Here is a 23,427-nt window from a genome sequence, read left to right as displayed (position 1 = left end):
CCCCACCCTGGCGCCCGAGATCGTTCACGTCGTCGTCCCTGAGCACGCAATCGGTCCTACTCCCGATGGAGTACGGGAGTACGAGAGGGCCGTTTGGCGGCAAGGCGCCGTACTGACGTAAAGTTCGGCTTTTGAAACCTGGCAAACGAGTGATCGAGGAACCGAAGAGGCCATGACGGTGACTGAAGAGAACCAGGCGTACGGGCCGGGCATCGACCCCGAGCGTCTGGCCGTCTGCCTGAGCGTCCTCGAGGAGCTCGACAAGCTGGAGATCGACCACCCGGACGCGATCACCGTGCGCCGCGCCACGGCCGGTCTCTACCGCACCGTGAAGCAGCGCCGCCGCCAGGAGCGCCGGGCCGCCAAGACCGCCCACGACAAGGCGGTCACCGAGGCCACCGCCACCGGCTCCGCCGAGCGCATCGACGACGAGACGCAGGGCCTGCTGCCCTCCTCCTCGGCTGAAGGCGAGATCGCGGGCATCCTCCAGCGCCCCCGCTCCTGCTACATCTGCAAGAGCCGGTACGTCGAGGTCGACGCCTTCTACCACCAGCTGTGCCGCGACTGCGCCACCGAGAACCGGGCCAAGCGCGACGCCCGCACCGACCTGACCGGCCGTCGCGCGCTGCTCACCGGCGGCCGCGCCAAGATCGGCATGTACATCGCGCTGCGGCTGCTGCGTGACGGTGCCCACACCACCATCACCACCCGCTTCCCCAAGGACGCCATCCGTCGCTTCAAGGCGATGCCGGACAGCGACGAGTGGATCGGCCGGCTGAAGATCGTCGGCATCGACCTGCGCGACCCGGCGCAGGTCGTCGCGCTCGCCGACTCGGTCGCCGCCGAGGGCCCGCTCGACATCCTGATCAACAACGCCGCGCAGACCGTGCGCCGCTCGCCCCAGGCCTACCGGGAGCTCGTCGCCGCCGAGTCCGCCCCGCTGCCGGCCGGTGAGCTGCCGCCCGCCGAGATCATCGGCACCTTCGGCAGCGGCGCCGTGGAGACGATGGCCGCGCTGCCCTCGTCCCGCAACGGCAGCGGGCTGACCGCCCAGCAGGTCACCGACCTGGCGCTGGTGAGCGGCTCCGCGTCGCTGGAGCGGATCGCCGCGGGCACCGCGATCGACGCCGGCGGTCTGGTCCCCGACCTGGCGGACACCAACAGCTGGATCCAGACGGTTTCCGAGGTCGACCCGGTCGAGCTCCTGGAAGTGCAGCTGTGCAACTCCACCGCGCCGTTCATCCTGATCAGCCGGCTGCGCTCGGCGATGGCGGCCTCCCCGGCCCGGCGTACGTACGTGGTGAACGTCTCCGCGATGGAGGGCGTCTTCAGCCGCGGGTACAAGGGCGCCGGGCACCCGCACACCAACATGGCCAAGGCCGCGCTGAACATGCTCACGCGCACCAGCGCCCAGGAGATGTTCGAGTCGGACCGCATCCTGATGACCGCCGTCGACACCGGCTGGATCACCGACGAGCGGCCGCACCCGGACAAGGTCCGGCTCGCCGAGGCGGGCTTCCACGCCCCGCTCGACCTGATCGACGGCGCGGCGCGGGTCTACGACCCCATCGTGCGCGGCGAGGCGGGCGAGGACCTGTACGGCTGCTTCCTCAAGGACTACGCGCCCGCCAACTGGTGATCATCACCTGGTGACCGGATGCTTGCGGAGTGTCCGGAACCTGCCTATGTGACGCGTTCCATCGAGCGCGGGGGCGCTCATTTGGTTAGTCTGGAGCGACGGTCGGCCGACAGGGATCCACGAAACCCCCTTCAGGCCGCCCCGGGAACACGGCCTGCCACCAAGGCTGCGGTCCCGCCCCAGTACCGGCGCCACCGCGACCGATCGGCAGCTATGTCCTCATAGGTTCGCGACACGAAGGAGTGCGCGGTGACACCAGAACTGACGAAGCAGGAACACCATTCGGCGAAGGACGGCGACGGGTCCGGTCCATCGGACACGCTCGGCAGCCTCGAAGTGTGGGCCCGTTCGGCCCCCATCCGCCTGGCCGGGTACGAGGAAGACCTCGCCGAGCCGCACATCCTGCCCGGCATCGACTGAGCCGGATCTTCGCAGGCTTCGCCCCCGTGCCCTCCGCCACTCGTCGGAGGGCACGCGCGTGCCACCCCGTCACTCCCGCTCCGCCGCTGCGTCGAGCCGCGTCGGCGGCATGAACTCGCGCACGTACGTCCGGTGCCACCACGCGCCCGTGGCGCGCAGTTCGCGCCAGGTCGTGAACCGGTACCGGTAGAGCCGGGCGCGGACGATCACGGGCGGGGCGTCCGGGAAGGGGTTGTGCCGCAGCAGCCGGAGCGTGTCCCGGTCCCCGTCGAGCAGCCGCTCCACCAGCCCGCCGAACCAGGAATAGGCGTACGCGGGGGACAGTGCCGCGAACCACATCATCCAGTCCAGCCGCAGGTGGTACGGCGCGAACTGGCGCGGCAGCCGGCGGACGTCGCCGGGCTTGCCCTTGAACTCGTACGCACGCCACACCGTGCCCTCGTGGAGGACGGGCTCGTCCGTCCCCTCGAGGACGATCTCGTGGCGCACGCGGCCGACCGTTCCGAAGGCGCCATAGGTGTTGACCAGGTGCAGCGGGTCGAAGGACATGTTCATCGCCTGGCGGCGGGAGAGCAGATTGCGCACGGGGCGACGGCTGAGGAAGAGCACCAGGGCGGTGACGGCGAGGACGAGGATCCCGTACCAGACCGGGGGAGCGGGCAGCGCGGGCGGCTCGGCGACGAGCGAGCCGTCCACCGCCGACACGGCGAGCACGATGGTGATCCAGTTCAGCCAGGAGAAGTTGCCGGAGAGCACCAGCCACAGCTGGGTCACGATGATGACGCCCGCCGCCGCGCTCGCCACCGGCTGCGGCGTGAAGAGCAGCACGGGGACGACCAGTTGGGTGACGTGGTTGGCCGCCGCCTCCACCCGGTGCAGGGGCCTCGGGAGATGGTGGAAGAACCAGCTCAGCGGCCCGGGCATCGGCTGCGTCTCGTGGTGGTAGTACAGGCAGGTCAGCTTGCGCCAGCAGGCGTCGCCGCGCAGTTTGATCAGGCCCGCCCCGAACTCCACCCGGAACAGCAGCCAGCGCAGCAGGAACAGGATGAGGACGGGCGGCGCGGTGCGCTCGTTGCCGAGGAAGATCGCGAGGAAGCCGGTCTCCAGGAGGAGCGATTCCCAGCCGAAGCCGTACCAGGTCTGCCCGACGTTGACGATGGACAGGTACAGCGCCCACAGCACCGCCCACATCAGCATCGCCACCGCGAGCGGCACCGCGTCGCCCGCCCCCGCGATCAGCGCGGCGGCGAGTACGGCACCGGTCCAGGCGCAGAGGGCGAAGAACCGGTCCGAGTAGTGCCAGTGGAAGACGCTGGGCGCGCGGCGCGGTGATACGCGCCGCAGATAGGCCGGCACCGGCAGCATGCCGCGCTCGCCGATCAGCGCGCGGAACTGGAGCGCGGCGCAGAGGAAGGCGACCAGGTACAGCCCGGCGAGCGCCCGCTGGAAGACCAGTCTGCTCAGCCAGTAGTCGGACGAGGTGAACCAGAACCACTCCATCGGTTCCAGTATCGGCCGCGGATCATCCCGCCGCGATCTTTCGCAGCGTGCGGCCGAGGCGCCGCGCGTACCACCGCTGGAGCACGGGGACGAGGCGCCCGGCCGCCCGTGTGTACCAGCGGGCGGGCCGGCTGAAGGCCGTGACCGTGAACCACACCGTCCCGTCCGCGCGCAGGTCCACGACGAACGACTCCTCGCCGCTTTCCGGGTGCCCCTGGCGGGTGCCGTACGCGAAGCCCGTGCGGTCGTCCTCGTACACGGTCCACACCACCTCGCAAGGCGCCGTGAGGCGCAGCGGGCCCAGGCCCAGGGAGACCTCGACGCCGGTGCCGGGCTCGGCCCGCGGCGACTCGGCGTGGATCCGGGCGCCCGAGAGGCGGTGCATGCGCCAGGTGGTGACGGCCGTGCCCGTTTCGTGGAAGACGTCCCGGCCGCGGCCGACGAGGACCTCCACGCGCAGATGCTGGTAGCCGGCGGGGAGTGGGCGGGTGCGGGTGGCGCCGACCTCCGGGTAGCTGAGCGGGGGCGTGTCGCCGGTGGCGAGGCTGCGGATCAGGCGGGTCATGCGACGGGCTCCTTGAAGGCCTTGAGGTCCTTGAGGTCTTTCACGGCGAGGTCTTGCACGGCTTTGAGGCTCTTGAGGTGTTCGAGGCCCTTGACGCGTTCGAGGTCGGCGAGGCGCCGCCAGGCCAGCACCGAGCAGAGCGCGAAGCCGAGGGCGTTGCCGAGGCCGTGCGTGGCGGCCATCCAGGTCAGGCTGGGGTGGGGGAGCCCGGTGGCCTCGCCGAGCGCCCAGCAGAGGGCGAGCAGCATGGTCGCCACGAGGATGGCGGAGGAGACGCAGAGCATCGCTCTTGTGAGCCGGTCGGGCCCGTCGCCGCGGACGTCCCGCCAGGTCAGCTGCGCGACCGCCCACATCCCGGCGGTGAGCACGAGTGCCCCGGCCAGTTCGGCCCAGTCGTTCAGGAAGTAGCCGAGCAGCACCAGCAGGGTGCCGAGCGGCACACTCAGCGCGGCGAAGCGCCCGGCCGGCCGGTCCGTGGCCCGGCAGACGAGACCGGCCACCAGGGCGGCGGCGAAACCGGCGAAGTGGAAGTGCGGCACGGTCAGTGCCAGGATCTCCAGGTCGAAGCCGAACAGCGGGTGCCCGAGGCGCTCCGCGACCAGCGCGACCGCGGCGATCGACGGGCTCACCAGCGCGGTGGCCACGGCGATCCGGGCGGGCAGCGCCGACGCGGGCGTACGGACCAGGCGGCCCGGCGCGTGCAGCGCCAGGAGCACGGTGCCGACCGCGTAGCAGCAGGCGAGCGCGGTGGCGGCGATGCCGCGAGGCAGCCACAGGGACGCCGCGCCCGGTAGCGCGAACAGCGGCCACACCGTCCGGACGGCCGCTGTTCCCCCGCCGTCCTCCGGGTCGATCAGGCGCAGCCCCATCGGGACGATCACCAGCATGCCGAGGGCCACGATCAGCCCGACGAGCACGGACAACGCACCCACCCCTCCCTCTCGGTTGAACATGTTCAACTCGTAGCCAGAGCCTAGAGGCTCTGTTGAACGCGTTCAAGTCCACGGAAGGGTGGGTGCTTCCGGTTGCGGGGTCGGAGCGGATCCGGCAGACATAAAGGGCAAACAAGGCTGAAACGAGTGTTGAAAGGCGGGAGGGCCTCCGTGCGTACCACCCCACGTCGTCGCCGGTACGGCGCGCTCGCCACGCTCGCCGCCTCCACCGTCACCGCCGGACTGCTGGCCACCGGCTGCGGCGGCGACGGTGACGGCGGGAAACCCCGCGGGGCCGGGGCGGTCGAGGGTCTACCCGGGCCCGGCGAGGTGCTGCTCCAGCCCGTCTCCGCCCATGGCCCCGCTCCCTTCACCCCCTCCACGGTCCGGCCGTCGCCCGACGCGCCCGGCTCGCCGCCGTCGGCCGAGCCCGGTACGGCACCGGCGACCGGCGTCGTCTCCGGCGCCACTCCCGGGCTGTACGGCGGCGCCCGCTCGGTCGCCAGTTGCGACGTGGCGCGGCAGACCCGCCTCCTCACCTCCGACGACGCCAAGGCGGCTGCCTTCGCCCAGGCCGCCGGCGTTGCCCAGGCCCGCCTCGCCGCATGGCTGGACGGCCTCACACCCGTGGTGCTGCGGACCGACACCCGCGTCACCGGACACGGCTACGGCGACGGCTCGGCCGCCGCCTTCCAGGCCGTCCTGCAGGCCGGGACCGCCGTCCTGGTGGACGAGTACGGCGCACCGCGCGTGCGCTGCGCCTCCGGGAGCCCGCTGCGCGCGCCGGCCTCCGAGGAAGGCGGGGTCGAGCACAAGGGGCAGCCGTGGCCCGGCTTCGACCCCGGACGGGTGGTCACCGTCAACGCCACCCACCACGCCGTCGAGAGCCTGTTCATCGTCAGTGTCGTCAGCAGCACCCTGATCGAGCGCCGGACCGGCACCGAGGGCGAACAAGACCGCATCGTGACCGACGAAAGCGTCCTCGCGGCCGCGCGCCCCCCGGAAGCGGCCGCCCCGCAGCCCGCCGCGCCGCAGCCTCCTGCGCCGCCGTCCTCTGCCCCCGAGCCCGCCGCCCCGGAACCCGCGGCGCCCGAGCCCGTGGAGCCCGACCCCCTCGACCCGGGGCCGGAGCCGGATGCGGAAGCGGAGTTCCAGGCCGGCGAGGACGTACAGGACCAGGAAGAAAGCCAGGAAGAGGACCAGGATCAGGGTCAGGACGAGGGTCAAGGACACCTGATGGGGCCGGACAACGCGGCCGTCGAGCCGGAGCTTGACGAGGGCTGACGGCCCTCGTGAACCCTCCTCACGCTCCCGCGCGCGGTCGAAAAACCCGACAAATGATGGCAGAGTGGCCCCATGGTTGATCCGGCAGCGGATGCCCTGTCGCTTCCCGAGGACTGGCCCGCCCGCCCGGATCTGAGCCTGTCCCTCAACCGCATGGGCAGCTTCGACTGGGACCTGGACGCGGGGCTGATGCATCTCGACCAGGCAGCCCTCGGCGTGTTCCAGGTGGACGCCGACGAGTACGACGGGCGGCCCGAGAGCCTCGCCCCGCGCGTCCCGCCGAGCGAGGCGATCCGCCTCGACGGCATGGTGACGCAGGCGCTGAAGAGCGGCAGCACCCACTACGGCGCGTACTTCCGCATCCGCGACCGCGAGGGGAACCTGCGCTGGACCCACACCCAGGGGTTCATCCGGCGCGACGAGACCGGCCGGCCGCGCCGCATCATCGGCATCGTCCGGGACGCCACCCAGGAACTCACCGAGTCCACCGCGCGCATCGAGGTGGACGCCGAGCGGCGCCGCCAGACCAGCGTCGTGGAGTCCACCACCGCGGCCCTCGCGCACGCCAGGACCGTCCAGGACGTCATCGACGTCCTGCGCGACTCGCACGGTCTCGAACACCTCGGAGCGACGAGCGTCGTCATGGGCCTGCTGGAGTCGGGCCGCATCCATCTGGTCGCCGACGGCCCCGACGGCTCCTTCGTGCCGGGCACCCGCTACACCCGGGTGGACGAGCAGTACCCGATGAGCGAGGTGATCCGCATCCTGGCGCCGCGGTTCATCGAGTCGCCCGAGGACTTCGCCGACTCGTACCCCATCCTCTGGCCGCACATCAGCGGCCTCGGCATCACCTCCGCCGCCTATCTGCCGCTCATCGCCCAGGCCCGGCCCATCGGCGCCCTCGGGCTGCTCTACAGCGACAAGTACGGCTTCTCCCCCGAGGACCGCAACGTCCTGGTGGCGCTCGGCAGCAGCATCGCCCAGAGCCTCCAGCGCGCCATGCTCTTCGAGCAGGAGCACGACCTCGCCGAGGGCCTCCAGCAGGCGATGCTGCCGCGCCGGATCCCGCAGGTCGCCGGGGCGCACATCGCCGTCCGCTACCGCTCGGCCCGGCTCGGCCGGGACATCGGCGGCGACTGGTACGACGTCATCCCCCTGCCTGGGGGCACCACCCGTGACGGTGTCTACGGGGGAGGCCGCGTGGGCGCCGTCATCGGCGACGTACAGGGCCACGACACGCACGCGGCGGCCGTCATGGGGCAGCTGCGCATCGTGCTGCGCGCGTACGCCGCCGAGGGGCACACCCCCGCCACCGTGATGGCGCGGGCCTCGGTCTTCCTGCACGAGCTGGACACCGACCGCTTCGCCACCTGCACCTACCTGGAGGCGGACCTGGCGACGGGCGTCGTGCAGATCGTGCGGGCGGGCCACGTCGACCCGCTGCTGAGGGACACCGACGGCAGCTGCCGCCGGGTGCCCGTCCCGGGCGGCATGCCACTGGGTCTCTCGGCGGAGTTCGGGCGGCTGGACTACCCCGTCTCCATCCTGGAGCTGGACCCGGGCCAGGCCCTGCTGCTGTACACGGACGGGCTCGTGGAGCAGCCCGGTTCCGATCTCGACGAGGGCATGCAGTGGCTGACGGCGGTCGTACGGCACGGTCCGGAGGACCTCCAGCTGCTCGCCGACCACCTGTGCGACGTGGTCGACGAGCGCGGCGGCGACGACGACGTGGCGGTCCTGCTGCTGCGCCGCAGGGGCGGCTACACCCCGCAGGCCGGCGGGCGGCTCCAGCAGCACGTCGCGCAGAGCGACCCCGAGGCGCTGCGCTCGGCCCGCCACATGATCCGGGCGGCGGTCCAGGCCTGGGGCGCGGGGGAGCGGGCCGACGAGATCGAGCTGGTCGCCGACGAGCTGACCACCAACGCGCTGCTCCACACCGACGGCGGCGCCATCGTCACCCTGCGGATGCTGGCCGGCCACGAGCGGCGGCTGCGCGTCGAGGTGGAGGACCGCTCCAGCGTGCTGCCGCGCCGCCGGGAGGCCGGCGACTCCGGGGTATCGGGGCGGGGACTGCTGCTCGTGGACCGGCTCGCCGACGTCTGGGGAGTCGAGTCGCGCGGCGGCGGCAAGTGCGTGTGGTGCGAGTTCGGCGTGCCGGAACGGCCGGAGATCCACAGGTCGTCCGTCATAGCGGAAACCCGCCCGACATGATCTGTTAACTGTCCGTAGAGCGATCGTGCTTGACCGTAACCGACCGAAGGCGATTGACTGCAGTTCCGCGGCCCCGCCTTCGACGACCTGGGGATCCCTTGAGCAGTGAGCTGCTGGCACCTCTCGATCTGGCCTTCTGGCACCTCGAATCGGACGGCCACCCCATGCATCTCGGCGCGCTGGCCCGCTTCGACCCCGCACCCGGGGACCCTGCGGGCCTGCTGCCGCTCCTCGCCGAGCGCGCCGCCGCCATCCCGCGCCTGCGGATGCGGGTACGGGACGTCCTGCTGCCCGTCGGCGGCGCCCGCTGGAGCGTGGACAAGAGCTTCGACGTCCACCGGCACGTCCACCACCTCCGGCTCCCGGAGGACGGGGACTTCGCCGCCGAAGCCACGCGGCTCGCCGGGGAGCTGATGGAGCGGCCGCTCGAACGCGGGCTGCCGCCCTGGGAGATGTACCTGCTGACCGGGGCGCCCGGCGGCCCCTTCGCCGTCCTTGTCAAGCTCCACCACGCCCTCGCCGACGGCATGCGCGCCGTCGCCATCGGCGCCGGGATCTTCGACGAGATCGCCGACGCCAGGACCGGTACGGGTACCGCCCACCGGGCCGCCCCCCGCCGTCCGCGCCCGGTGCCGCCCCGCTCCTGGCTCCCCGGCCCCTGGCAGGTGTCCGGCGTCGCGGACGCCGTCCGGGGCCGCGCCGAGGACCTCGGCCGCGCCCTCGGCGTCGGCGCCTCCGTCCTGGGCGCCTCCGTCGTCCGCGCCGGCCGCCACGACCCGCACGGAACCCCGGCACTCGCCGCGGACTCCAGCGGGACACGGCGCCTGGCCACCGCCGAGCTGGACCTGGAGGAGGTGCGCCGGGTCCGCCGGGTCAGCGGCGGCACCGCCAACGACGTGCTGCTCGCCGTGGTCGCCGGAGCGCTGCGCCACTGGCTGCTGGAGCGCGGCGACCCGCTCCCCGCCGCCGACCCGTGCGCCCTGGTGCCCGTCTCCCGGCGCAGGCCCGGCTCGCCGCCCGACTGCGGCAACAAGTTCTCCGCGTACCTCCTCGACCTGCCCCTCGGCGACCCCGACCCGCTGAGCCGCCTCGCCGCCGTACGCCGCGGCATGGACCGCAACAAAGCGGCCGGCCCCTCACGCGGGCCCGGCGCCGTCGCCGTACTCGCCGATCAACTGCCGCCGCTCGCCCACCGCTTCGGCACACCGCTGGCCGGCGGCGCGGCCCGCATGCTCTTCGACCTCCTGGTCACCAACGTGCCCCTGCCCCGCTCCACGCTCTCCCTCGCCGGCAGCCCGCTGCGCGCCCTGTACCCGATGGCGCCGCTCGCCCGCGGCCAGGCCCTCGCCCTCGCCATGTCGCCGTACGGCGGACGCGTCCACACCGGGCTCGTCGCCGACGGCCGGGCCCTGCCCGACCTGGACCGCCTCGCGCACGCCCTGCACACCGAACTCGCCGAGCTGGTCAAGGCCACCGACCGTTCCCCCGGGTCCTGAGGCAAGCTGGAACCATGCCCGAACTGCCCGAGGTCGAAGCGCTGCGCGAGTTCCTCGACGAGCACCTCGTCGGCAAGGAGATCGCCCGCGCCCTGCCGGTCGCCATCAGCGTGCTGAAGACGTACGACCCGCCGCTCGGCGCCCTCGACGGCCGTGAGGTCACCGGCGTGGCGCGGCACGGCAAGTTCCTCGACATCGCGACGGCAGGGCCTGCCGGGCAGGCGGGGGAGCTGCACCTGGTGATCCATCTGGCCCGCGCCGGCTGGCTCCAGTGGCGCGACGTCCTGCCCTCCGGGCCGCCCCGCCCCGGCAAGGGCCCGCTGGCGCTGCGTGTCGCGCTCACCGGCGGCGACGGCTTCGACCTCACCGAGGCCGGCACCACCAAGCGCCTCGCCGTCCACCTCGTACGCGATCCGGCCGAGGTGCCGGGTGTCGCCCGCCTCGGCCCCGACCCGCTCGCCGGCGACTTCGACCGGGACGCCTTCGCGGCGCTCCTCGCCGGGGAACGGCGCCAGATCAAGGGCGCGCTGCGCGACCAGAGCCTCATCGCCGGGATCGGCAACGCCTACAGCGACGAGATCCTCCACGCCGCCCGCATGTCCCCGTTCAAACCGGTCCGGAACCTCACCGAGGACGAGACGACCACGCTGTACGAGGCGTTGCGCGCGACCCTGCGGGAGGCGGTGGAGCGCTCGCACGGGCTGGCCGCCGGGCGGCTCAAGGCGGAGAAGAAGAGCGGCCTGCGCGTCCACGGCCGCACCGGCGAGCCGTGCCCCGTCTGCGGCGACACCATCCGCGAGGTCTCCTTCAGCGACTCCTCGCTGCAGTACTGCCCCACCTGCCAGACCGGCGGCAAGCCGCTCGCCGACCGCCGCCTGTCCCGCCTGCTGAAGTGACCCCTCAAGGGGCGAGTGACCGCTCAAGAGGCGAGTGACCCCTCAAGGGGCGACGGACACCAGCCGCCGCCCGTCGCGGTCGCGCACCTCCAGGCGGGCGATCTCGTCGCGCCGCAGCGCCGTACCGCCCTCGACGACGGGGTCGTCACCCCCGACCGGCGTCGCCCAGCTCATCACCGGCCACTCCCGCCCGTCCCTCCCGACCGCCACCAGATCGCAGACGTGAGGCCCCCGCACCCCCGCCACCCGGACGGCCACCTCCGTACCCCACGCCCGGTCCCGCAGCGCCAGCGCCGCCGTCACGCCGGTGGCCGGGTCGGTCGCCGCGACCGCGCTCCGCTCCGGTGACGCCGGCTCGTCGTCGGACCCGAGGAGGGCGGCGCCCGGCACGCCGACCGCGAGCGCCGCGGCCGCCGCGACCAGGCGCCCGCGCCACCGGCGTACCCGGGGAAGCGGCGCGGCGGCGCGCCGGTGCCTCCGCGCGGGCCCCCTCCTCCGCCCGGGCCCGGACCTCGGCCCCGGTTTCGGCCCCGCCGCCCGTCCCGGCCTCGGCGGCTCCCGGCCGGCCAGCTGCGCCAGCGCCGCCACCGTCCCGGCGAGGTCCGCCAGCCGCATGGCGCAGGGCACGCAGGCCGCGAGGTGCTCCTCGCAGCGCAGCGCGTCCGCCGGTTCCAGCACGCCCAGCGCATAGGCGGCGACATCGGCGGCATCGGCGGCATCGTGGTGCCGCTCCCGCAGACCCATGGGTGTGCCCCATTCCCCGTATCGTCATCGTCCGTCAGCGTCCCGTCATCGCCGGGATGGTCCCGCTGTGCTGTCGTGAACGAGTACGCAGACGAGCGGCTTCTCGCTCAATCACCCCGCGCCTACACTCCGCACCATGCTGCGCGTACTGGCCGTCGACGACGAGAAGCCCGCCCTCGAGGAGCTGCTCTACCTGCTCCGCCGCGACCCGCGCGTGCGCAGCGCGGAGGGCGCCACCGACGCGACCGAGGCCCTGCGCCGCATCGGCCGGGCCCTGGAGGCGGGCCCCGGCGGCGAGGACGCCATCGACGTCGTCTTCCTCGACATCCACATGGCCGGGCTCACCGGACTCGACGTCGCCCGGCTGCTGGCCGGCTTCGCCCGGCCGCCGCTGATCGTGTTCGTCACCGCCCACGAGGGCTTCGCCGTCCAGGCGTTCGACCTCAAGGCGGTGGACTACGTCCTCAAACCGGTCCGCACGGAGCGCCTCGCCGAAGCCGTACGCCGCGTCGCCGACCTGACCGCCCCCGCCGACCGGCCCGGGGCCGGCGTCCCGGAGCAGATACCGGTCGAACTCGGCGGCGTCACCCGCTTCGTACCGGTCGACGACATCGCCTACGTCGAGGCGCAGGGCGACTACGCGCGCCTGCACACCGACGAGGGCAGCCACCTCGTGCGCATCCCGCTGTCCACGCTGGAGGAGCGGTGGGCGGCGCGCGGCTTCGTGCGGATCCACCGCAGCCACCTCGTCGCGCTCGGCCGCATCGACGAACTGCGCCTCGACGCCGGGGCGACCACCGTGCGCGTCGGCAGCACCGAGCTCGCGGTCAGCCGCCGCCACGCCCGCCAGCTGCGCGAGCTGCTGATGCGGCACGTCCGCGGCTGACCCCCTACCCCGGTCCCGGCCCGCTGCGTAGACTCCACAGCCCAGCCCAGCCCAGCCCAGCCCAGCCCAGCCCAGCCCAGCCGGCCCGAGCCGGCCGACCCCGGACGACGATGCCCGCAGAGCAGCCCACCGCGCGCCGCCCGCGCCGCGAGACCGTGACCGGCGTGCCGCGCTCCGCCCGCAGGCCCGCCCGCCCGCCCGGCCACGCCCCGGCCCGCTCCGAGATCAGCGAGCAGACCTCCCTCGGCCACACCTACGTGCGCTCCCTGATGCGCAGCCAGCTGCGCGCCGCGCTCTCCGCGCTCGCCACCCTCGCCCTGGTCGTCGGCACCCTGCCCCTGCTGTTCGCGCTGCCCCAGGCCCTCGACGCCACCGCGCCGTCGCCCGCGCCGTTCGTCTGGGCCGCCCTCGGCGTCGGCGTCCACCCCGTCATGTGGCTCGTGGCCCGCTGGTACGTGCGCCGCGCGGAGCGCAACGAACGCGACTTCACCGGCCTCGTGGAAGGCCGCTGAACAGCAGTGGACGTGAACCGGACCGTGGACCCGACGTGAACCAGACCTACGCGGTCGCCGCCGTCACCGCCGTCGTCCTCGCCACCGTGCTCATCGGCTCCCTCGGCCTGCGCATCTCCCGCACGACCTCCGACTTCTACGTCGCCTCGCGCACCGTGCGCCCGGGCCTCAACGCCGCCGCCATCAGCGGTGAGTACCTCTCCGCCGCCTCCTTCCTCGGCGTCGCCGGACTCGTCCTGCTCCAGGGCCCCGACATGCTCTGGTACCCGGTCGGCTACACCGCCGGATACCTCGTGCTCCTGGTCCTCGTCGCCGCCCCGCTGCGCCGCTCGGGCGCGTACACCCTCTCCGACTTCGCCGAGGCCCGGCTGGAGTCGCCGCGCGCCCGGCGGCTCGCGAGCCTCCTCGTCGTCGGCATCGGCTGGCTGTACCTGCTGCCGCAACTGCAGGGCGCGGGGCTGACGCTGGAGATCCTCACCGGCGCGCCCGAGTGGGTCGGCGGGCTCGTCGTGGCCGTCGTCGTCACCGGCGCCGTGGCGGCGGGCGGCATGCGCAGCATCACCTTCGTCCAGGCGTTCCAGTACTGGCTCAAGCTCACCGCCCTGCTGGTGCCCGCGCTCTTCCTCGTCACGGCCTGGCTCGGCGACGACGCCCCGCGCGCCCGCTTCGACGCGCCCGCCGTCTTCCGGGAGCACACGCAGGTGCGCGTCGACGACACCGTACGCATCGACGTCGACGCCCCGCTGACCCTCGGCGTCTCCGGCCGTGTCGACGAGGTCCCGTACGACGGCGCCCGCGTCACCCTCGCCGAGGGCACCCACCGCGTCGAGGCCGGGACCACGCTCGCCTTCCCCGAGGGCGCCCGGGTCCCCGAGCGCGCCGCCACCGGGACCGACCCCCTCGGCTGGTCGCAGCCGCTGGCCGGCGGCCGCGACGGCACCCAGCCGGACGGCCGGCAGCTGTACGCCACCTACGGGCTGATCCTCGCCACCTTCCTCGGCACCATGGGCCTGCCCCACGTCGCCGTCCGCTTCTACACCAGCCCCCACGGCGGGGCCGCGCGCCGCACCACCCTCGTCGTCCTCGGCCTGATCGGCGTCTTCTACCTGCTGCCGCCGGTCTACGGCGCGCTCGGCCGGATCTACGCGCCCGAGCTCGCGCTGACCGGCGCGGCGGACGCCGCCGTGCTCGTGCTGCCCGACCGGGTCGTGGGCGGGCTCGCCGGGGACCTGCTCGGCGCGCTGCTCGCGGGTGGCGCGTTCGCGGCCTTCCTGTCGACGGCCTCCGGGCTGACCATGTCGGTCGCCGGGGTCCTCGGGCAAGACGTGCTGCCCTCGCGCGGCGTACGGCACTTCCGGCTGGCGGCACCGCTCGCCATGGCCGTACCGCTGGGGCTGAGCCTGGTGGCGACGAAGGTCCCGGTGGCGGACGCGGTCGGGCTGGCGTTCGCGGTGTCGGCGTCGTCGCTCTGCCCGCTGCTGGTGCTCGGCATCTGGTGGCGGCGGCTGACCCCGCCCGGCGCGATGGCCGGGCTCGTCACCGGCGGCGGGGCCGCGCTCACCGCCGTCATGGCCACCCGCGCGGGCCTCGCCCCCCAGGGCTGGCCGCACACCCTGATGGCCTGGCCCGCCGTCTGGTCGGTGCCGCTCGGCTTCCTCACCATGGTGGGCGTCTCCCTGGCGACGCCCCGCCACGTGCCCGCCGGGACCCCGGCGATCCTGGCGCGGCTCCACCTGCCCGAGGGGCTCGTCGGCCGGCCCGACCGCGCGGTGGCCGAGCGGTGAGCGGGACCTCCGGCACCCTGCTGGCCGCGCTGGCCGCCGCCGGGGCCGTGCTCCTCGCCGCCGGGTTCGCGCTCGGCCGGCTCACCGCCCGGCGCGCCGGGCGGGACGTCCTCGACCTCGGCACGCCCGTCGAACGCGCCACCTTCCACACCCTGCACACCGCCTCCCTCGCCGCGCCGCCGCTGCGCGCCGGGCTCACCGAGGACACCGCCCGCAAGGCCGCCCGGCGGCTGCGGCCGCTGCTCGGCACCGAGGCGCTGTGCCTCACCGACCGCACCGCCGTCCTCGCCTGGGACGGGCCCGGCGCCGCCCACCACCGCGACCAGGTGATGGAACGGGTCGCCGAGCTGCTCGACTCGGGCCGCAGCCAGAGCGTGCGCACCGAGTGCGGCGACCTGGACTGCCCGCTGCGCTGGGCCGTCCTCGCCCCGCTCACCGGCGAGGAGGGCGTGCTCGGCGCCCTCGTCGCGTACGGCTCGCGCGAGTCGGCGGTGCTGGTGCGGGCGGCGACGGAGGTGGCCCGCTGGGTCTCCGTGCAGCTGGAACTGGCGGAGCTCGACCTGTCCCGGACCCGGCTCATCGAGGCCGAGATCCGCGCGCTGCGGGCCCAGATCTCCCCGCACTTCATCTACAACTCGCTCGCCGCCATCGCCTCGTTCGTCCGCACCGACCCGGAGCACGCCCGCGAACTGCTCCTGGAGTTCGCCGACTTCACCCGCTACTCCTTCCGGCGGCACGGCGACTTCACCCAGCTCGCCGACGAGCTGCGCTCCATCGAGCAGTACCTGGCGCTCGCCGGGGCGCGCTTCGGCGACCGGCTCCAGGTCACGCTGCAGGTGGCGCCGGAGGTGCTGCCGGTGACGCTGCCGTTCCTCTGCCTCCAGCCGCTCGTCGAGAACGCCGTCAAGCACGGCCTGGAGGACTCGCGCACCACCTGCCGGGTCACCATCGCGGCGCGTGACGCGGGCGCCGAGGCGGTCGTCACCATCGAGGACGACGGCGTCGGCATGGACCCCGCCGTCCTGCGGGCCATCCTCGCGGGCGAGCGCCCCCAGTCCTCCGGCATCGGGCTGTCCAACGTCGACGAACGGCTGCGCCAGGTGTACGGGGACGACTACGGGCTGGTGGTGGAGACGGGCGTGGGCGCGGGCATGAAGGTGACGGTGCGTGTCCCGAAGTATCACGCGGGTGTGCACCGCGATCCACCCGTGCCCGGTCAGGTATGAAAAGTCCTGTTTTGGGGACGCGGGTGCATGGTGGCGACCGCTCCAGGCGATCGCTCGACCGGGAGGTATCCACCGGGAGGCAGCCATGCCCATCCATGACCACTACGAGCTGGACTTCGGGCAGGACACAGTGGTGGAGGTGCACCGCACGGACCGCACCGGTGCCGGCGGGCACCCGGTGTACGCCGACGACACGGGAATCGTCCTGGCGGAGATCAGCGACCGGGGCGAAGTGCGGATGATGGCGAGCGGCGGCCACCAGGACCCCGCCGCGAGGGTCCGAGCGCGTCCCGTCCAGCCGCACTGACACCCGGCGCCGCGTACGCGCACGCCTCGCGGGCGCTCAGTACAGGCGCAGCGCGAGGTGCCCGAGCGGGAGGCCCACCTCCCAGGCGGGCAGCCACACGCGCGCCGACTCGTCCACCGTGAGCCCGGCCACCGGAGCGGCCGACAGCGCGCCGAGGTCGGTGGCGAGCAGCTGGGTGGACTCCAGCAGCCGCCAGGTCTCGTGGGCGAGCACCAGCCCCGCGTCCGGCGCGAGCCCCTCGTCCGCCGCGCGCCGCGCGGCGAGCCGGTCGCGGACCCAGTCGTCCCAGGGGTGCCCGTACGCGGTGAGGGCGAGCCACTCGTCCAGCCGGGCCTCCGTCCCGGCCTCCGTGGACACCTCGGCGACCCCGTCGCAGAGGTAGAACGTGAGCGCGAGCGTCCGGCGGCCCGCCCGGTACTCGAGCGAACCGGGCGAGACCAGTCCGCCCGAGCGCAGCAGCTCATCGGCTAAGTACTCGGCACACAGCCAGGCCATCGGGACCGCCAGCCCGCCTCCGTCGGTGCCGTTCGTGCTCTCGGGCCGCAACGTTCCCACCTTCTTCCGGACGTTCTCCGATGCGCGGTGCGCCTTTCCAGACGACGAGCCTCCACCGTGCGGCACGGCCGGGGGCGCGCTTTTGCCCAACTCGGTGCTGTGGTTTCGAATACGTTCAGGCCGTGCCCGTGACCCACGGGGGCCGGGTGGAACCAGGGCCGTCAGGGGCGCACGGGATAGCCCGGCAGGTACCGGCCGAGCGCCCGCAGCGCGTAGTGCGAGCGCGACTTGACCGTCCCGGCCGGTATGCCGAGCTCCGCCGCCGCCTCCTTCACCGACAGGCCGTCGAAGTAGAGGCGCACGAGCACCGCGCGGTGCTCCGGGCTCAGCTCCCGTACCGCCGCGCGGACGTCCAGGGCCGCCACCGCCGACTCGGTGGCGTCGGCCGGGTCCGGCGTGGTGGCGAGCACGCCGTCGCCGATCTCGGCGGGGCGGGCCAGCCGGGACCGGCGGGCGTCGATCGCGAGGCGCCGGCCCACCGTGAAGAGCCACGGCCGCATCGACTCGTACGGCGCCGCGAACGCCTCGGGGTGCTGCCAGGCGCGGACCAGCGTCTCCTGCATCAGGTCCTCGGCGCGCTGCCGGTCCCCGTACGTCAGCCCGAGCAGGAAGCTCAGCAGCGCGGGCCCGTGCTCGCGCTGGAGCTCCGCCAGGGTCCGCTCGTCGGTGGTCGGCGTCGCCGTCGCCGTCGTCATCGTTCCCATCCCTTCGCGCCGTGCCGCGTCACTGGGTCCGTATACGAACGCATCCGGGCGCCGAGGGACAGGCGGCGCACCGCGATCTGCGGCGAGCGGTCGCACCGAGCGGCGAATGGTGCGGCGAACGGTCGACGGAGGTCGCTTGGCCCCCCTTCGGGTAATTTGTGTGATTTTCCTACTTAAAGGATTGAATGATTCGGAGATCCCGTAGGGATTCCAGGGAGCCAGCAGCTGGTGCACACCCCCCGAAGCCCCTACGGAGCCCGGCCATGACCCCCTCCATGACCAACCCACGCACCCGCCCCCGCCCACGCATCCGACGGAAGACGGTGGCCGCGACCGCCCTCCTGATCTCCGTGACGGCAGGCTGCGCGGGCGCCCAGCCCTCCGGCGCGCCCGCCGCGGCACGGCACGACAAGACGGCCGCGCCCGTACCCTCCTCGGCCGGCGGCGCCGCCGCCCACTCCGAGCGGCGCGGTTTCACGCTCGTCGCCAGCGGCGACGTCCTGCCGCACGCCTCGATCATCCGGCAGTCCCAGATGGACGCGAACACCACCGGCAAGGGCGGGGGGTACGACTTCGGCCCCATGCTCGCCGGGGCGAAGCCCGTCGTCTCGGCGGCCGACCTCGCGATCTGCCACATGGAGACGGTGTACGGCCCCGACGGCGGCCCCTACACCGGCTACCCCAGCTTCAAGTCGCCGCCCCAGATCGCCGGCGCACTGCGCGAGACCGGCTACGACTCCTGCTCCACGGCCTCCAACCACACCCTGGACGACGGCATGGACGGGCTGCGCCGCACGCTGGACGCCCTCGACAAGGCGGGCGTCAAACACGCGGGATCGGCCCGCACCGCCGAGGAGGCCGCCCGCCCCACCCTCCTCAAGGCCGGTGGCGCCACGGTCGCGCACCTGGCCTACACCTACGGCACCAACGCCGATCCGCTGCCCTCGGGGCAGTCGTGGGCGGTCAACCTCATCGACGAGGAGAAGATCGTCACGGATGCCCGGGCGGCCCGCGAGGCCGGCGCCGACGTGGTCGTGGTGAGCATGCACTGGGGCACCGAGTGGCAGACCGAACTGGACCAGCAGCAACTGGACCTCGCCCGCAGCATGACCGCGTCGGCCCGGGACGGCCGCCCCGACATCGACCTCGTGATCGGTACGCACGTGCACGCCCCGCAGGCGTACGAGAAGGTGAACGGCACCTGGGTCGTCTACGGCATGGGCGACCAGATCGCCGGTGACATGATCAACAACAAAGGGGTCTTCGACCCGCGCGGCAACCAGGGCACCATCGGCCGCTTCACCTTCGTGCCGCCGGCGAAGCCCGGCGGCCGGTGGGAGGTCGAGAAGGCCGAGTACCTCCCGCACTGGTTCAACACCGCCACGGGCAGGGTGGTGAACGTGAATGCCGCGATCGAGCGGGGCGAGAACCTCACCGCCGTACGCGACGAGATCCGGCAGGCCGTCCTCGGCCGCGGCGCGGACAAGGACGGCCTGGTGATGGGGAAGTGAAGGGGGAGTAGCGCTTACGCCTCCGGCCCGGGCGGCGGCGCCTGCCCCGTCCGGGCCTCACTCCTCGCCAGGTGGGACCGGCGGTAGGAGTAGCCGAAGTACACCACCAGTCCCAGCAGGAACCAGACGGCGAACCGGGCCCAGGTCTGCCACTGCAGGAACGTGATCAGCCAGAGCGAGAAGACCACACCGATCGCCGGCACGAACGGCATCCCGGGCGTACGGAAGGTGCGCGGCAGCTCCGGCCGCTTGTAGCGCAGCACGATGACGGCGATGCACACGACCACGAAGGCCAGCAGGATGCCGATGTTGGTCAGCTCGGCCGCCTCGCTGATCGGCAGGAACCCGGCGATCAGCGCGGACGCGACACCGGCGATCCAGGTCACGCGGGTGGGCACGTGACGGGTCGGGTGCGTCTTGGCGAACCAGGCCGGCAGCAGCCCGTCCCGCGACATGGAGAACCACACACGGGTGCAGCCCAGCATGAAGGTGAACATCACGGTGAGGATGCCGATGATCGCGCCCACCGCGATGACGTCCGCGAGCGCGTCGAGGCCCACCGACTTGAACGCGGTGGAGAAGCCGCTCTCCTTGTCGATCTCCGTGTACTTCTGCATGCCGGTCAGCACCAGGCAGGCCAGCACGTACAGCACCATCGAGACGGCGAGCGAGTACACGATCGCCTTCGGCATGTGGCGCTGCGCGTCCTTGGACTCCTCCGCCGCCGTCGACATCGCGTCGTAGCCGAAGACGGCGAAGAAGACGGTCGCCGCTCCGGTGAACGCCCCGCTCGCCCCGAACGGGAAGAACGGGCTGTAGTTGGTGGTGGTGACGTGGAAGAAGCCGACCACGATCACCAGCAGCACCACGAGCACCTTCAGCACCACGACGACCGTCTCGACGCGGGCCGCGTTCCTGATGCCGAGCGTGAGCAGATACGCGATCAGCAGGCAGAGCAGGGCGGCGAAGAGATCCACCTTGTGGCCCTCGCCCGTGCCCGGAGCGCCCAGCATCCACGCGGGCAGCTCCGCGCCCACCTCGCCGAGCAGGAAGGTGAAGTAGCCCGAGATGCCGATCGCGACGACCGACACGATCGCGGTGTACTCCAGCAGCAGGTCCCAGCCGATGAACCAGCCGGCGATCTCGCCGAGGACCGCGTAGCCGTACGTGTACGCCGACCCGGCCTTCGGGATGAGCCCGGCGAACTCGGCGTAGCTGAACGCGGCGGCCGCGCTCGCCACCCCCGCGATGAGGAAGGAGATCAGTACCGCCGGACCGGCCGTGCCGTTCGCGACGGTGCCGGCGAGGGTGAAGATGCCCGCACCGATGATGCCGCCCACGCCGATGGCGGTGAGCTGCCACAGGCCCAGGGTCCGGGTGAGACGTTCCTCCGCCTCGCCCTCTTCGATGTGCTCGATCGGTTTGCGGCGCAGAATGCCCTGCCCCGCGCGGAATCCGGCCATGGGCGTCACCTCTTTGCATACGGCATCGGCTGACGGCCGATCATGATGGCCCAGCCGCAGGCTCGGCGGAAGGCACCACGCACCAGGGGGCTCGATTGCGCCACTCGTCCCAACGAGTGCAATCGGGCGCCCCCGCCGGTGTGGGTCAGGGGGAGAGGGCATCCGCCATGCGAGTTATTAATCATGAAAAACGATCAGATGCCCACGGGGCGGCGGATGGTGCTGCGCATCGCCGCCGCGCTCGGGGCCACCACCACCGTCGGGCTCTTCGCCTCCGACCGGTTCGCCTCGCCCGGGCGCACCGCCGCCCCGCCCGCCCCCTCCACCTCACCCGGCACGTCCGCGTCCCGCGCCCCCGGTGCCGCCGGCGTCCCCGGGCGGGCCGCCGTCGCGCCGCCCGCGGCCGCCGGGCCCCAGGCGCAGGCCCGCGCGCGCCTCGCGCCCTCCGCGTACCGCCTCCAGCCCATGACCGGGGACGGCCCGGCCCGCTTCCGGCGCGCCGTGCCGCCGGTGCGGCAGCGGCCCTTCCTGCGCATGTCCGGCACCGGCCGCACGATGGTCCTCTCCTTCGACGACGGGCCCGACCCCCGCTACACCCCCGCCATCCTCAGCACCCTGCGGGCCTACGGCGTGCGCGCGATGTTCTTCGTCTGCGGGGGGCTCGCCGCCGCCCGCCCGGACCTGCTGCGCGAGATGACGGCCGACGGCCATGTCGTCGGCAACCACTCCTGGTCGCACCCGAACGTCACCAAGCTGGCCCCCTCGGCCATCCGCGACGAACTCGGCTCCACCAGCGACCTGATCGAGCGCGTCACCGGCACCCCGCCGCTCTGGTACCGAGCCCCGTACGGCGCCTGGAACCGGCACTCGTTCGAGATCGGCGCCGAGCTCGGCATGGAGCCGCTCGCCTGGACCGTCGACACTCTGGACTGGACCGAGCCAGGGACCGCGAGCATCGTCAGCCGGGTCCTCGACGGGGCGGGGCCCGGCGTCGTGGTGCTCTCCCACGACGCGGGCGGCGACCGCTCGCAGAGCGTGGCGGCGCTGAAGACCTATCTGCCCCGGCTGCTGTCGGCCGGCTACCACGTGACCGTGCCGCGCAGATGAGGCGTACGGCAGCACGGGCCGCCGGGACACGCGTCCCGGCGGCCCGTTCGTGTGCGGCGCCCTTCGGCAAGCCTCAGCGGGCCTGCACCATCCGCGCGAAGACCACCACGTTGCCGTCGTACCCGCCCGCCTTCGAGTAGCCGCCGCCGCAGGTGATCACGCGCAGCTCCGCGTGCCCGGTGTCCCCGTAGACGCGTACGCCGGGGAAGTCCTGCTTGGAGAAGACCTCGATGCCGTACACCTCGAAGACCGCCACCCGGCCGTCGTAGCGGGTGACCTCCACCAGCTGGCCGCGCTTGACCGAGCCGAGCCGGTAGAAGACGGCGGGCCCGGACTCGTTGTCGACGTGGCCGACGACGATCGCCGTACCGCGCTGGCCCGGCGAGATGCCGTTCTGGTACCAGCCCGCCAGGTTGGGGTCCTGCGCCGGCGGGGCGTCGATCCAGCCCTCCTTGTCCAGACCCACGTCCATGATCGGGGCGTCGACGTTGACCGCCTCGATCCGGATGCGCGACGCGGGCGCGTATGCCAGTGTCTGCAGCGAGGCCGGCGGGGTGGGGGCCGCGGCGACACCGCGCTCCGAGGGCGTCGCGAGGGCCGCGGGCTGCGGCGGACCGAGCTGGTCGTCAACGCCGTTCCGCACCATCGCGAGACCGGTGAGCATGACGAGGGCCAGTGCGCCCCACGGCGAGCGTCTCCGCCAGTCGAAGCCGCTGTGGTCCAGACCCATGGTTCTCCCTTCGAGGCGTCTGTACGCACGCTAAGGGCGGCGCGAGGGACGGGCGATCAGTGAGGCGCGAACGGGTGGCACGGGCGCCGGACGGGTGATGACCCATACGAGTAGTCGTGCACCACCGGCCTGACGGTCTGTGACCTGCGGCTCCGTCAGCTCCACCGGTGCCGCACCGGCGTGTCGCCTCACCGGGGTGGACCAATGCCCAAAATGCGGTGATCGCACCGGCTTGTGATGGTTCGACGTGGAGAGACGTACTCGTCGAATTTCCCGGAGCGCCGCTTCGGGGCGTCTTCCACAGGAGGTTCAACCATGCGTGCTTCACGCGCTCTCGCGGTGGCCGCCACCGCGTTCGCGGCCGTCGGAGTCTGCGCTCCGGCGGCCGTCGCCACCGGTGGTACCGGTGGCGGTACCGGAGGCAACGGTCCCACCAACGTCACCGTCCGTCCCACGCAGGTGCACCAGGGCGGCCAGCTCGCGGTGAGCGCCTCGGGGTGCAACCGAGGCGGCAGCGTCACGTCCAACGCCTTCCCTCCCACCGCACTCACCCTGAACCGCTCCGGCAACTCCGCCGCCACCCCCCGTATCTACGACCACGCCACGCCCGGCCAGTACAACCTGGCCGTCAAGTGCAACGACAGCCCCCTGGTCGTCACCCGCACCTTCACGGTCATCGCCGGCCGCGGCGCGCAGGGCGGCCTCGGCGGCTCCATGGCCCCGAGCTCCACCGAGATGACCATCGGCGCCGCGCTCGTCGGCACGGCGGCCCTCGGCGGCGGGCTGTTCATCAGCCGGCGCCGTCGCCTGAGCGGCGGAAAGGTCTGACCGGCCGAACCTCCCGGTCGGCCGAATACGCCCGTCGCTTTCTCCGCGATAGCCGGAGGAAGAGGCTTGTTGTTCTGACGGGTCGGCGCGGCCTGCTCGCTCTCTCGTTGCTTCTCTCGTCCCTCCT

General features: G+C 73.1%; 22 protein-coding genes. 14 read left to right on the top strand and 8 right to left on the bottom strand.

Annotated elements, in window-relative coordinates; translation table 11 throughout:
- The first annotated feature begins 172 nt into the window (after nt 1-172).
- Together ABZX67_RS28235 and ABZX67_RS28230 are read left to right on the top strand one after the other, a co-directional pair.
- On the top strand, nt 173-1,639 hold the full coding sequence (locus tag ABZX67_RS28235; RefSeq protein ID WP_355365725.1) for an SDR family NAD(P)-dependent oxidoreductase: 1,467 nt from the start codon (nt 173-175) through the stop codon (nt 1,637-1,639).
- 249 nt (nt 1,640-1,888) lie between these two features.
- Entirely contained in the window at nt 1,889-2,059 is a 171-nt protein-coding gene (locus tag ABZX67_RS28230; RefSeq protein WP_355365722.1) for a hypothetical protein, read from the top strand.
- 69 nt (nt 2,060-2,128) lie between these two features.
- Here ABZX67_RS28230 and ABZX67_RS28225 read toward each other — a convergent pair whose 3' ends face one another.
- Genes ABZX67_RS28225 through ABZX67_RS28215 form a run of 3 tightly spaced genes read right to left on the bottom strand, consistent with a single transcriptional unit; the run spans nt 2,129 to nt 5,047 of the window.
- Nucleotides 2,129-3,559, bottom strand: coding sequence for a lipase maturation factor family protein (locus ABZX67_RS28225; RefSeq protein WP_355365719.1), 1,431 nt, complete (start codon nt 3,557-3,559; stop codon nt 2,129-2,131).
- Between the two features lie 22 nt (nt 3,560-3,581).
- Entirely contained in the window at nt 3,582-4,124 is a 543-nt protein-coding gene (locus ABZX67_RS28220; protein WP_355365716.1) for a DUF1990 domain-containing protein, read from the bottom strand.
- A complete protein-coding gene (locus ABZX67_RS28215; RefSeq protein WP_355365713.1) occupies nt 4,121-5,047 on the bottom strand; it encodes a YndJ family protein in 927 nt (308 codons plus the stop codon). The genes ABZX67_RS28220 and ABZX67_RS28215 overlap by 4 nt, the downstream gene beginning before the upstream one ends.
- A gap of 180 nt (nt 5,048-5,227) precedes the next feature.
- Here ABZX67_RS28215 and ABZX67_RS28210 point away from each other — a divergent pair, with 180 nt between their 5' ends.
- The 4 genes from ABZX67_RS28210 to ABZX67_RS28195 all read left to right on the top strand — a co-directional run bounded on the left by ABZX67_RS28210 (nt 5,228) and on the right by ABZX67_RS28195 (nt 10,943).
- Entirely contained in the window at nt 5,228-6,340 is a 1,113-nt protein-coding gene (locus tag ABZX67_RS28210; protein WP_355365710.1) for a DUF6777 domain-containing protein, read from the top strand.
- Nucleotides 6,341-6,412: 72 nt separating this feature from the next.
- Nucleotides 6,413-8,551, top strand: a complete 2,139-nt coding sequence (locus ABZX67_RS28205) for a SpoIIE family protein phosphatase (protein WP_355365707.1) — start codon at nt 6,413-6,415, stop codon at nt 8,549-8,551.
- A 98-nt stretch (nt 8,552-8,649) separates the two neighbouring features.
- Nucleotides 8,650-10,047 carry a wax ester/triacylglycerol synthase family O-acyltransferase gene (locus ABZX67_RS28200; protein ID WP_355365704.1) on the top strand — a complete coding sequence of 466 codons (1,398 nt, stop codon included), beginning with the start codon at nt 8,650-8,652 and terminating at the stop codon, nt 10,045-10,047.
- Nucleotides 10,048-10,061: 14 nt separating this feature from the next.
- Complete coding sequence (locus ABZX67_RS28195) at nt 10,062-10,943, top strand: DNA-formamidopyrimidine glycosylase family protein (RefSeq protein WP_355365701.1); 882 nt, start codon at nt 10,062-10,064, stop codon at nt 10,941-10,943.
- A gap of 42 nt (nt 10,944-10,985) precedes the next feature.
- Here the strand turns inward: ABZX67_RS28195 and ABZX67_RS28190 are convergent, their stop codons facing one another.
- On the bottom strand, nt 10,986-11,687 hold the full coding sequence (locus ABZX67_RS28190; protein WP_355365698.1) for a zf-HC2 domain-containing protein: 702 nt from the start codon (nt 11,685-11,687) through the stop codon (nt 10,986-10,988).
- A gap of 136 nt (nt 11,688-11,823) precedes the next feature.
- Between ABZX67_RS28190 and ABZX67_RS28185 the strand changes: the two genes are divergently transcribed.
- The 5 genes from ABZX67_RS28185 (at nt 11,824) to ABZX67_RS28165 (ending at nt 16,402) form a co-directional block, all read left to right on the top strand.
- A complete protein-coding gene (locus tag ABZX67_RS28185) occupies nt 11,824-12,573 on the top strand; it encodes a LytTR family DNA-binding domain-containing protein (protein ID WP_355365695.1) in 750 nt (249 codons plus the stop codon).
- 110 nt (nt 12,574-12,683) lie between these two features.
- Nucleotides 12,684-13,085 carry a hypothetical protein gene (locus ABZX67_RS28180; RefSeq protein WP_355365692.1) on the top strand — a complete coding sequence of 134 codons (402 nt, stop codon included), beginning with the start codon at nt 12,684-12,686 and terminating at the stop codon, nt 13,083-13,085.
- 35 nt (nt 13,086-13,120) lie between these two features.
- On the top strand, nt 13,121-14,869 hold the full coding sequence (locus ABZX67_RS28175; protein WP_355365689.1) for a cation acetate symporter: 1,749 nt from the start codon (nt 13,121-13,123) through the stop codon (nt 14,867-14,869).
- Nucleotides 14,866-16,095 (top strand): histidine kinase, encoded by a 1,230-nt coding sequence (locus ABZX67_RS28170; RefSeq protein WP_355365686.1) that lies wholly within the window; start codon nt 14,866-14,868, stop codon nt 16,093-16,095. The genes ABZX67_RS28175 and ABZX67_RS28170 overlap by 4 nt, the downstream gene beginning before the upstream one ends.
- 85 nt (nt 16,096-16,180) lie before the next feature.
- Nucleotides 16,181-16,402, top strand: coding sequence for a DUF6296 family protein (locus ABZX67_RS28165; protein WP_355365683.1), 222 nt, complete (start codon nt 16,181-16,183; stop codon nt 16,400-16,402).
- 36 nt (nt 16,403-16,438) lie between these two features.
- On the opposite strand, the gene ABZX67_RS28160 is transcribed toward ABZX67_RS28165, so the two are convergent.
- Nucleotides 16,439-16,948 carry a hypothetical protein gene (locus ABZX67_RS28160; protein WP_355365680.1) on the bottom strand — a complete coding sequence of 170 codons (510 nt, stop codon included), beginning with the start codon at nt 16,946-16,948 and terminating at the stop codon, nt 16,439-16,441.
- 170 nt (nt 16,949-17,118) lie between these two features.
- A complete protein-coding gene (locus ABZX67_RS28155) occupies nt 17,119-17,652 on the bottom strand; it encodes a sigma-70 family RNA polymerase sigma factor (RefSeq protein ID WP_355365677.1) in 534 nt (177 codons plus the stop codon).
- A 272-nt stretch (nt 17,653-17,924) separates the two neighbouring features.
- On the opposite strand from ABZX67_RS28155, the gene ABZX67_RS28150 reads away from it, so the two are divergent.
- On the top strand, nt 17,925-19,172 hold the full coding sequence (locus tag ABZX67_RS28150) for a CapA family protein (RefSeq protein ID WP_355365674.1): 1,248 nt from the start codon (nt 17,925-17,927) through the stop codon (nt 19,170-19,172).
- A gap of 14 nt (nt 19,173-19,186) precedes the next feature.
- Here the strand turns inward: ABZX67_RS28150 and ABZX67_RS28145 are convergent, their stop codons facing one another.
- Nucleotides 19,187-20,635 carry an amino acid permease gene (locus ABZX67_RS28145; protein ID WP_355365671.1) on the bottom strand — a complete coding sequence of 483 codons (1,449 nt, stop codon included), beginning with the start codon at nt 20,633-20,635 and terminating at the stop codon, nt 19,187-19,189.
- Nucleotides 20,636-20,818: 183 nt separating this feature from the next.
- Between ABZX67_RS28145 and ABZX67_RS28140 the strand changes: the two genes are divergently transcribed.
- Nucleotides 20,819-21,742, top strand: a complete 924-nt coding sequence (locus ABZX67_RS28140; protein ID WP_355365668.1) for a polysaccharide deacetylase family protein — start codon at nt 20,819-20,821, stop codon at nt 21,740-21,742.
- Nucleotides 21,743-21,815: 73 nt separating this feature from the next.
- On the opposite strand, the gene ABZX67_RS28135 is transcribed toward ABZX67_RS28140, so the two are convergent.
- Complete coding sequence (locus ABZX67_RS28135; protein WP_355365665.1) at nt 21,816-22,472, bottom strand: class F sortase; 657 nt, start codon at nt 22,470-22,472, stop codon at nt 21,816-21,818.
- Nucleotides 22,473-22,787: 315 nt separating this feature from the next.
- Between ABZX67_RS28135 and ABZX67_RS28130 the strand changes: the two genes are divergently transcribed.
- The gene (locus ABZX67_RS28130; RefSeq protein ID WP_355365663.1) at nt 22,788-23,300 is read left to right on the top strand and encodes a hypothetical protein; all 513 of its coding nucleotides are present in this window, start codon (nt 22,788-22,790) and stop codon (nt 23,298-23,300) included.
- Nucleotides 23,301-23,427: the final 127 nt, after the last annotated feature.

Source organism: Streptomyces sp. NPDC003036, from assembly GCF_040611175.1.
Classification (GTDB): domain Bacteria; phylum Actinomycetota; class Actinomycetes; order Streptomycetales; family Streptomycetaceae; genus Streptomyces.
Note: the sequence above shows the minus strand (reverse complement) of the source record. Positions and strands in the feature narration are given on the sequence as shown.

Bases quoted from the DNA above. Each gene is read 5' to 3' on its own strand.
- ABZX67_RS28235 (WP_355365725.1), top strand. From the start codon at position 173: ATGACGGTGACTGAAGAGAACCAGGCGTACGGGCCGGGCATCGACCCC.
- ABZX67_RS28225 (WP_355365719.1), bottom strand. From the start codon at position 3,559: ATGGAGTGGTTCTGGTTCACCTCGTCCGACTACTGGCTGAGCAGACTG.
- ABZX67_RS28220 (WP_355365716.1), bottom strand. From the start codon at position 4,124: ATGACCCGCCTGATCCGCAGCCTCGCCACCGGCGACACGCCCCCGCTC.
- ABZX67_RS28205 (WP_355365707.1), top strand. From the start codon at position 6,413: ATGGTTGATCCGGCAGCGGATGCCCTGTCGCTTCCCGAGGACTGGCCC.
- ABZX67_RS28195 (WP_355365701.1), top strand. From the start codon at position 10,062: ATGCCCGAACTGCCCGAGGTCGAAGCGCTGCGCGAGTTCCTCGACGAG.
- ABZX67_RS28190 (WP_355365698.1), bottom strand. From the start codon at position 11,687: ATGGGTCTGCGGGAGCGGCACCACGATGCCGCCGATGCCGCCGATGTC.
- ABZX67_RS28185 (WP_355365695.1), top strand. From the start codon at position 11,824: ATGCTGCGCGTACTGGCCGTCGACGACGAGAAGCCCGCCCTCGAGGAG.
- ABZX67_RS28180 (WP_355365692.1), top strand. From the start codon at position 12,684: ATGCCCGCAGAGCAGCCCACCGCGCGCCGCCCGCGCCGCGAGACCGTG.
- ABZX67_RS28165 (WP_355365683.1), top strand. From the start codon at position 16,181: ATGCCCATCCATGACCACTACGAGCTGGACTTCGGGCAGGACACAGTG.
- ABZX67_RS28155 (WP_355365677.1), bottom strand. From the start codon at position 17,652: ATGACGACGGCGACGGCGACGCCGACCACCGACGAGCGGACCCTGGCG.
- ABZX67_RS28150 (WP_355365674.1), top strand. From the start codon at position 17,925: ATGACCCCCTCCATGACCAACCCACGCACCCGCCCCCGCCCACGCATC.
- ABZX67_RS28145 (WP_355365671.1), bottom strand. From the start codon at position 20,635: ATGGCCGGATTCCGCGCGGGGCAGGGCATTCTGCGCCGCAAACCGATC.
- ABZX67_RS28140 (WP_355365668.1), top strand. From the start codon at position 20,819: ATGAAAAACGATCAGATGCCCACGGGGCGGCGGATGGTGCTGCGCATC.
- ABZX67_RS28135 (WP_355365665.1), bottom strand. From the start codon at position 22,472: ATGGGTCTGGACCACAGCGGCTTCGACTGGCGGAGACGCTCGCCGTGG.
- ABZX67_RS28130 (WP_355365663.1), top strand. From the start codon at position 22,788: ATGCGTGCTTCACGCGCTCTCGCGGTGGCCGCCACCGCGTTCGCGGCC.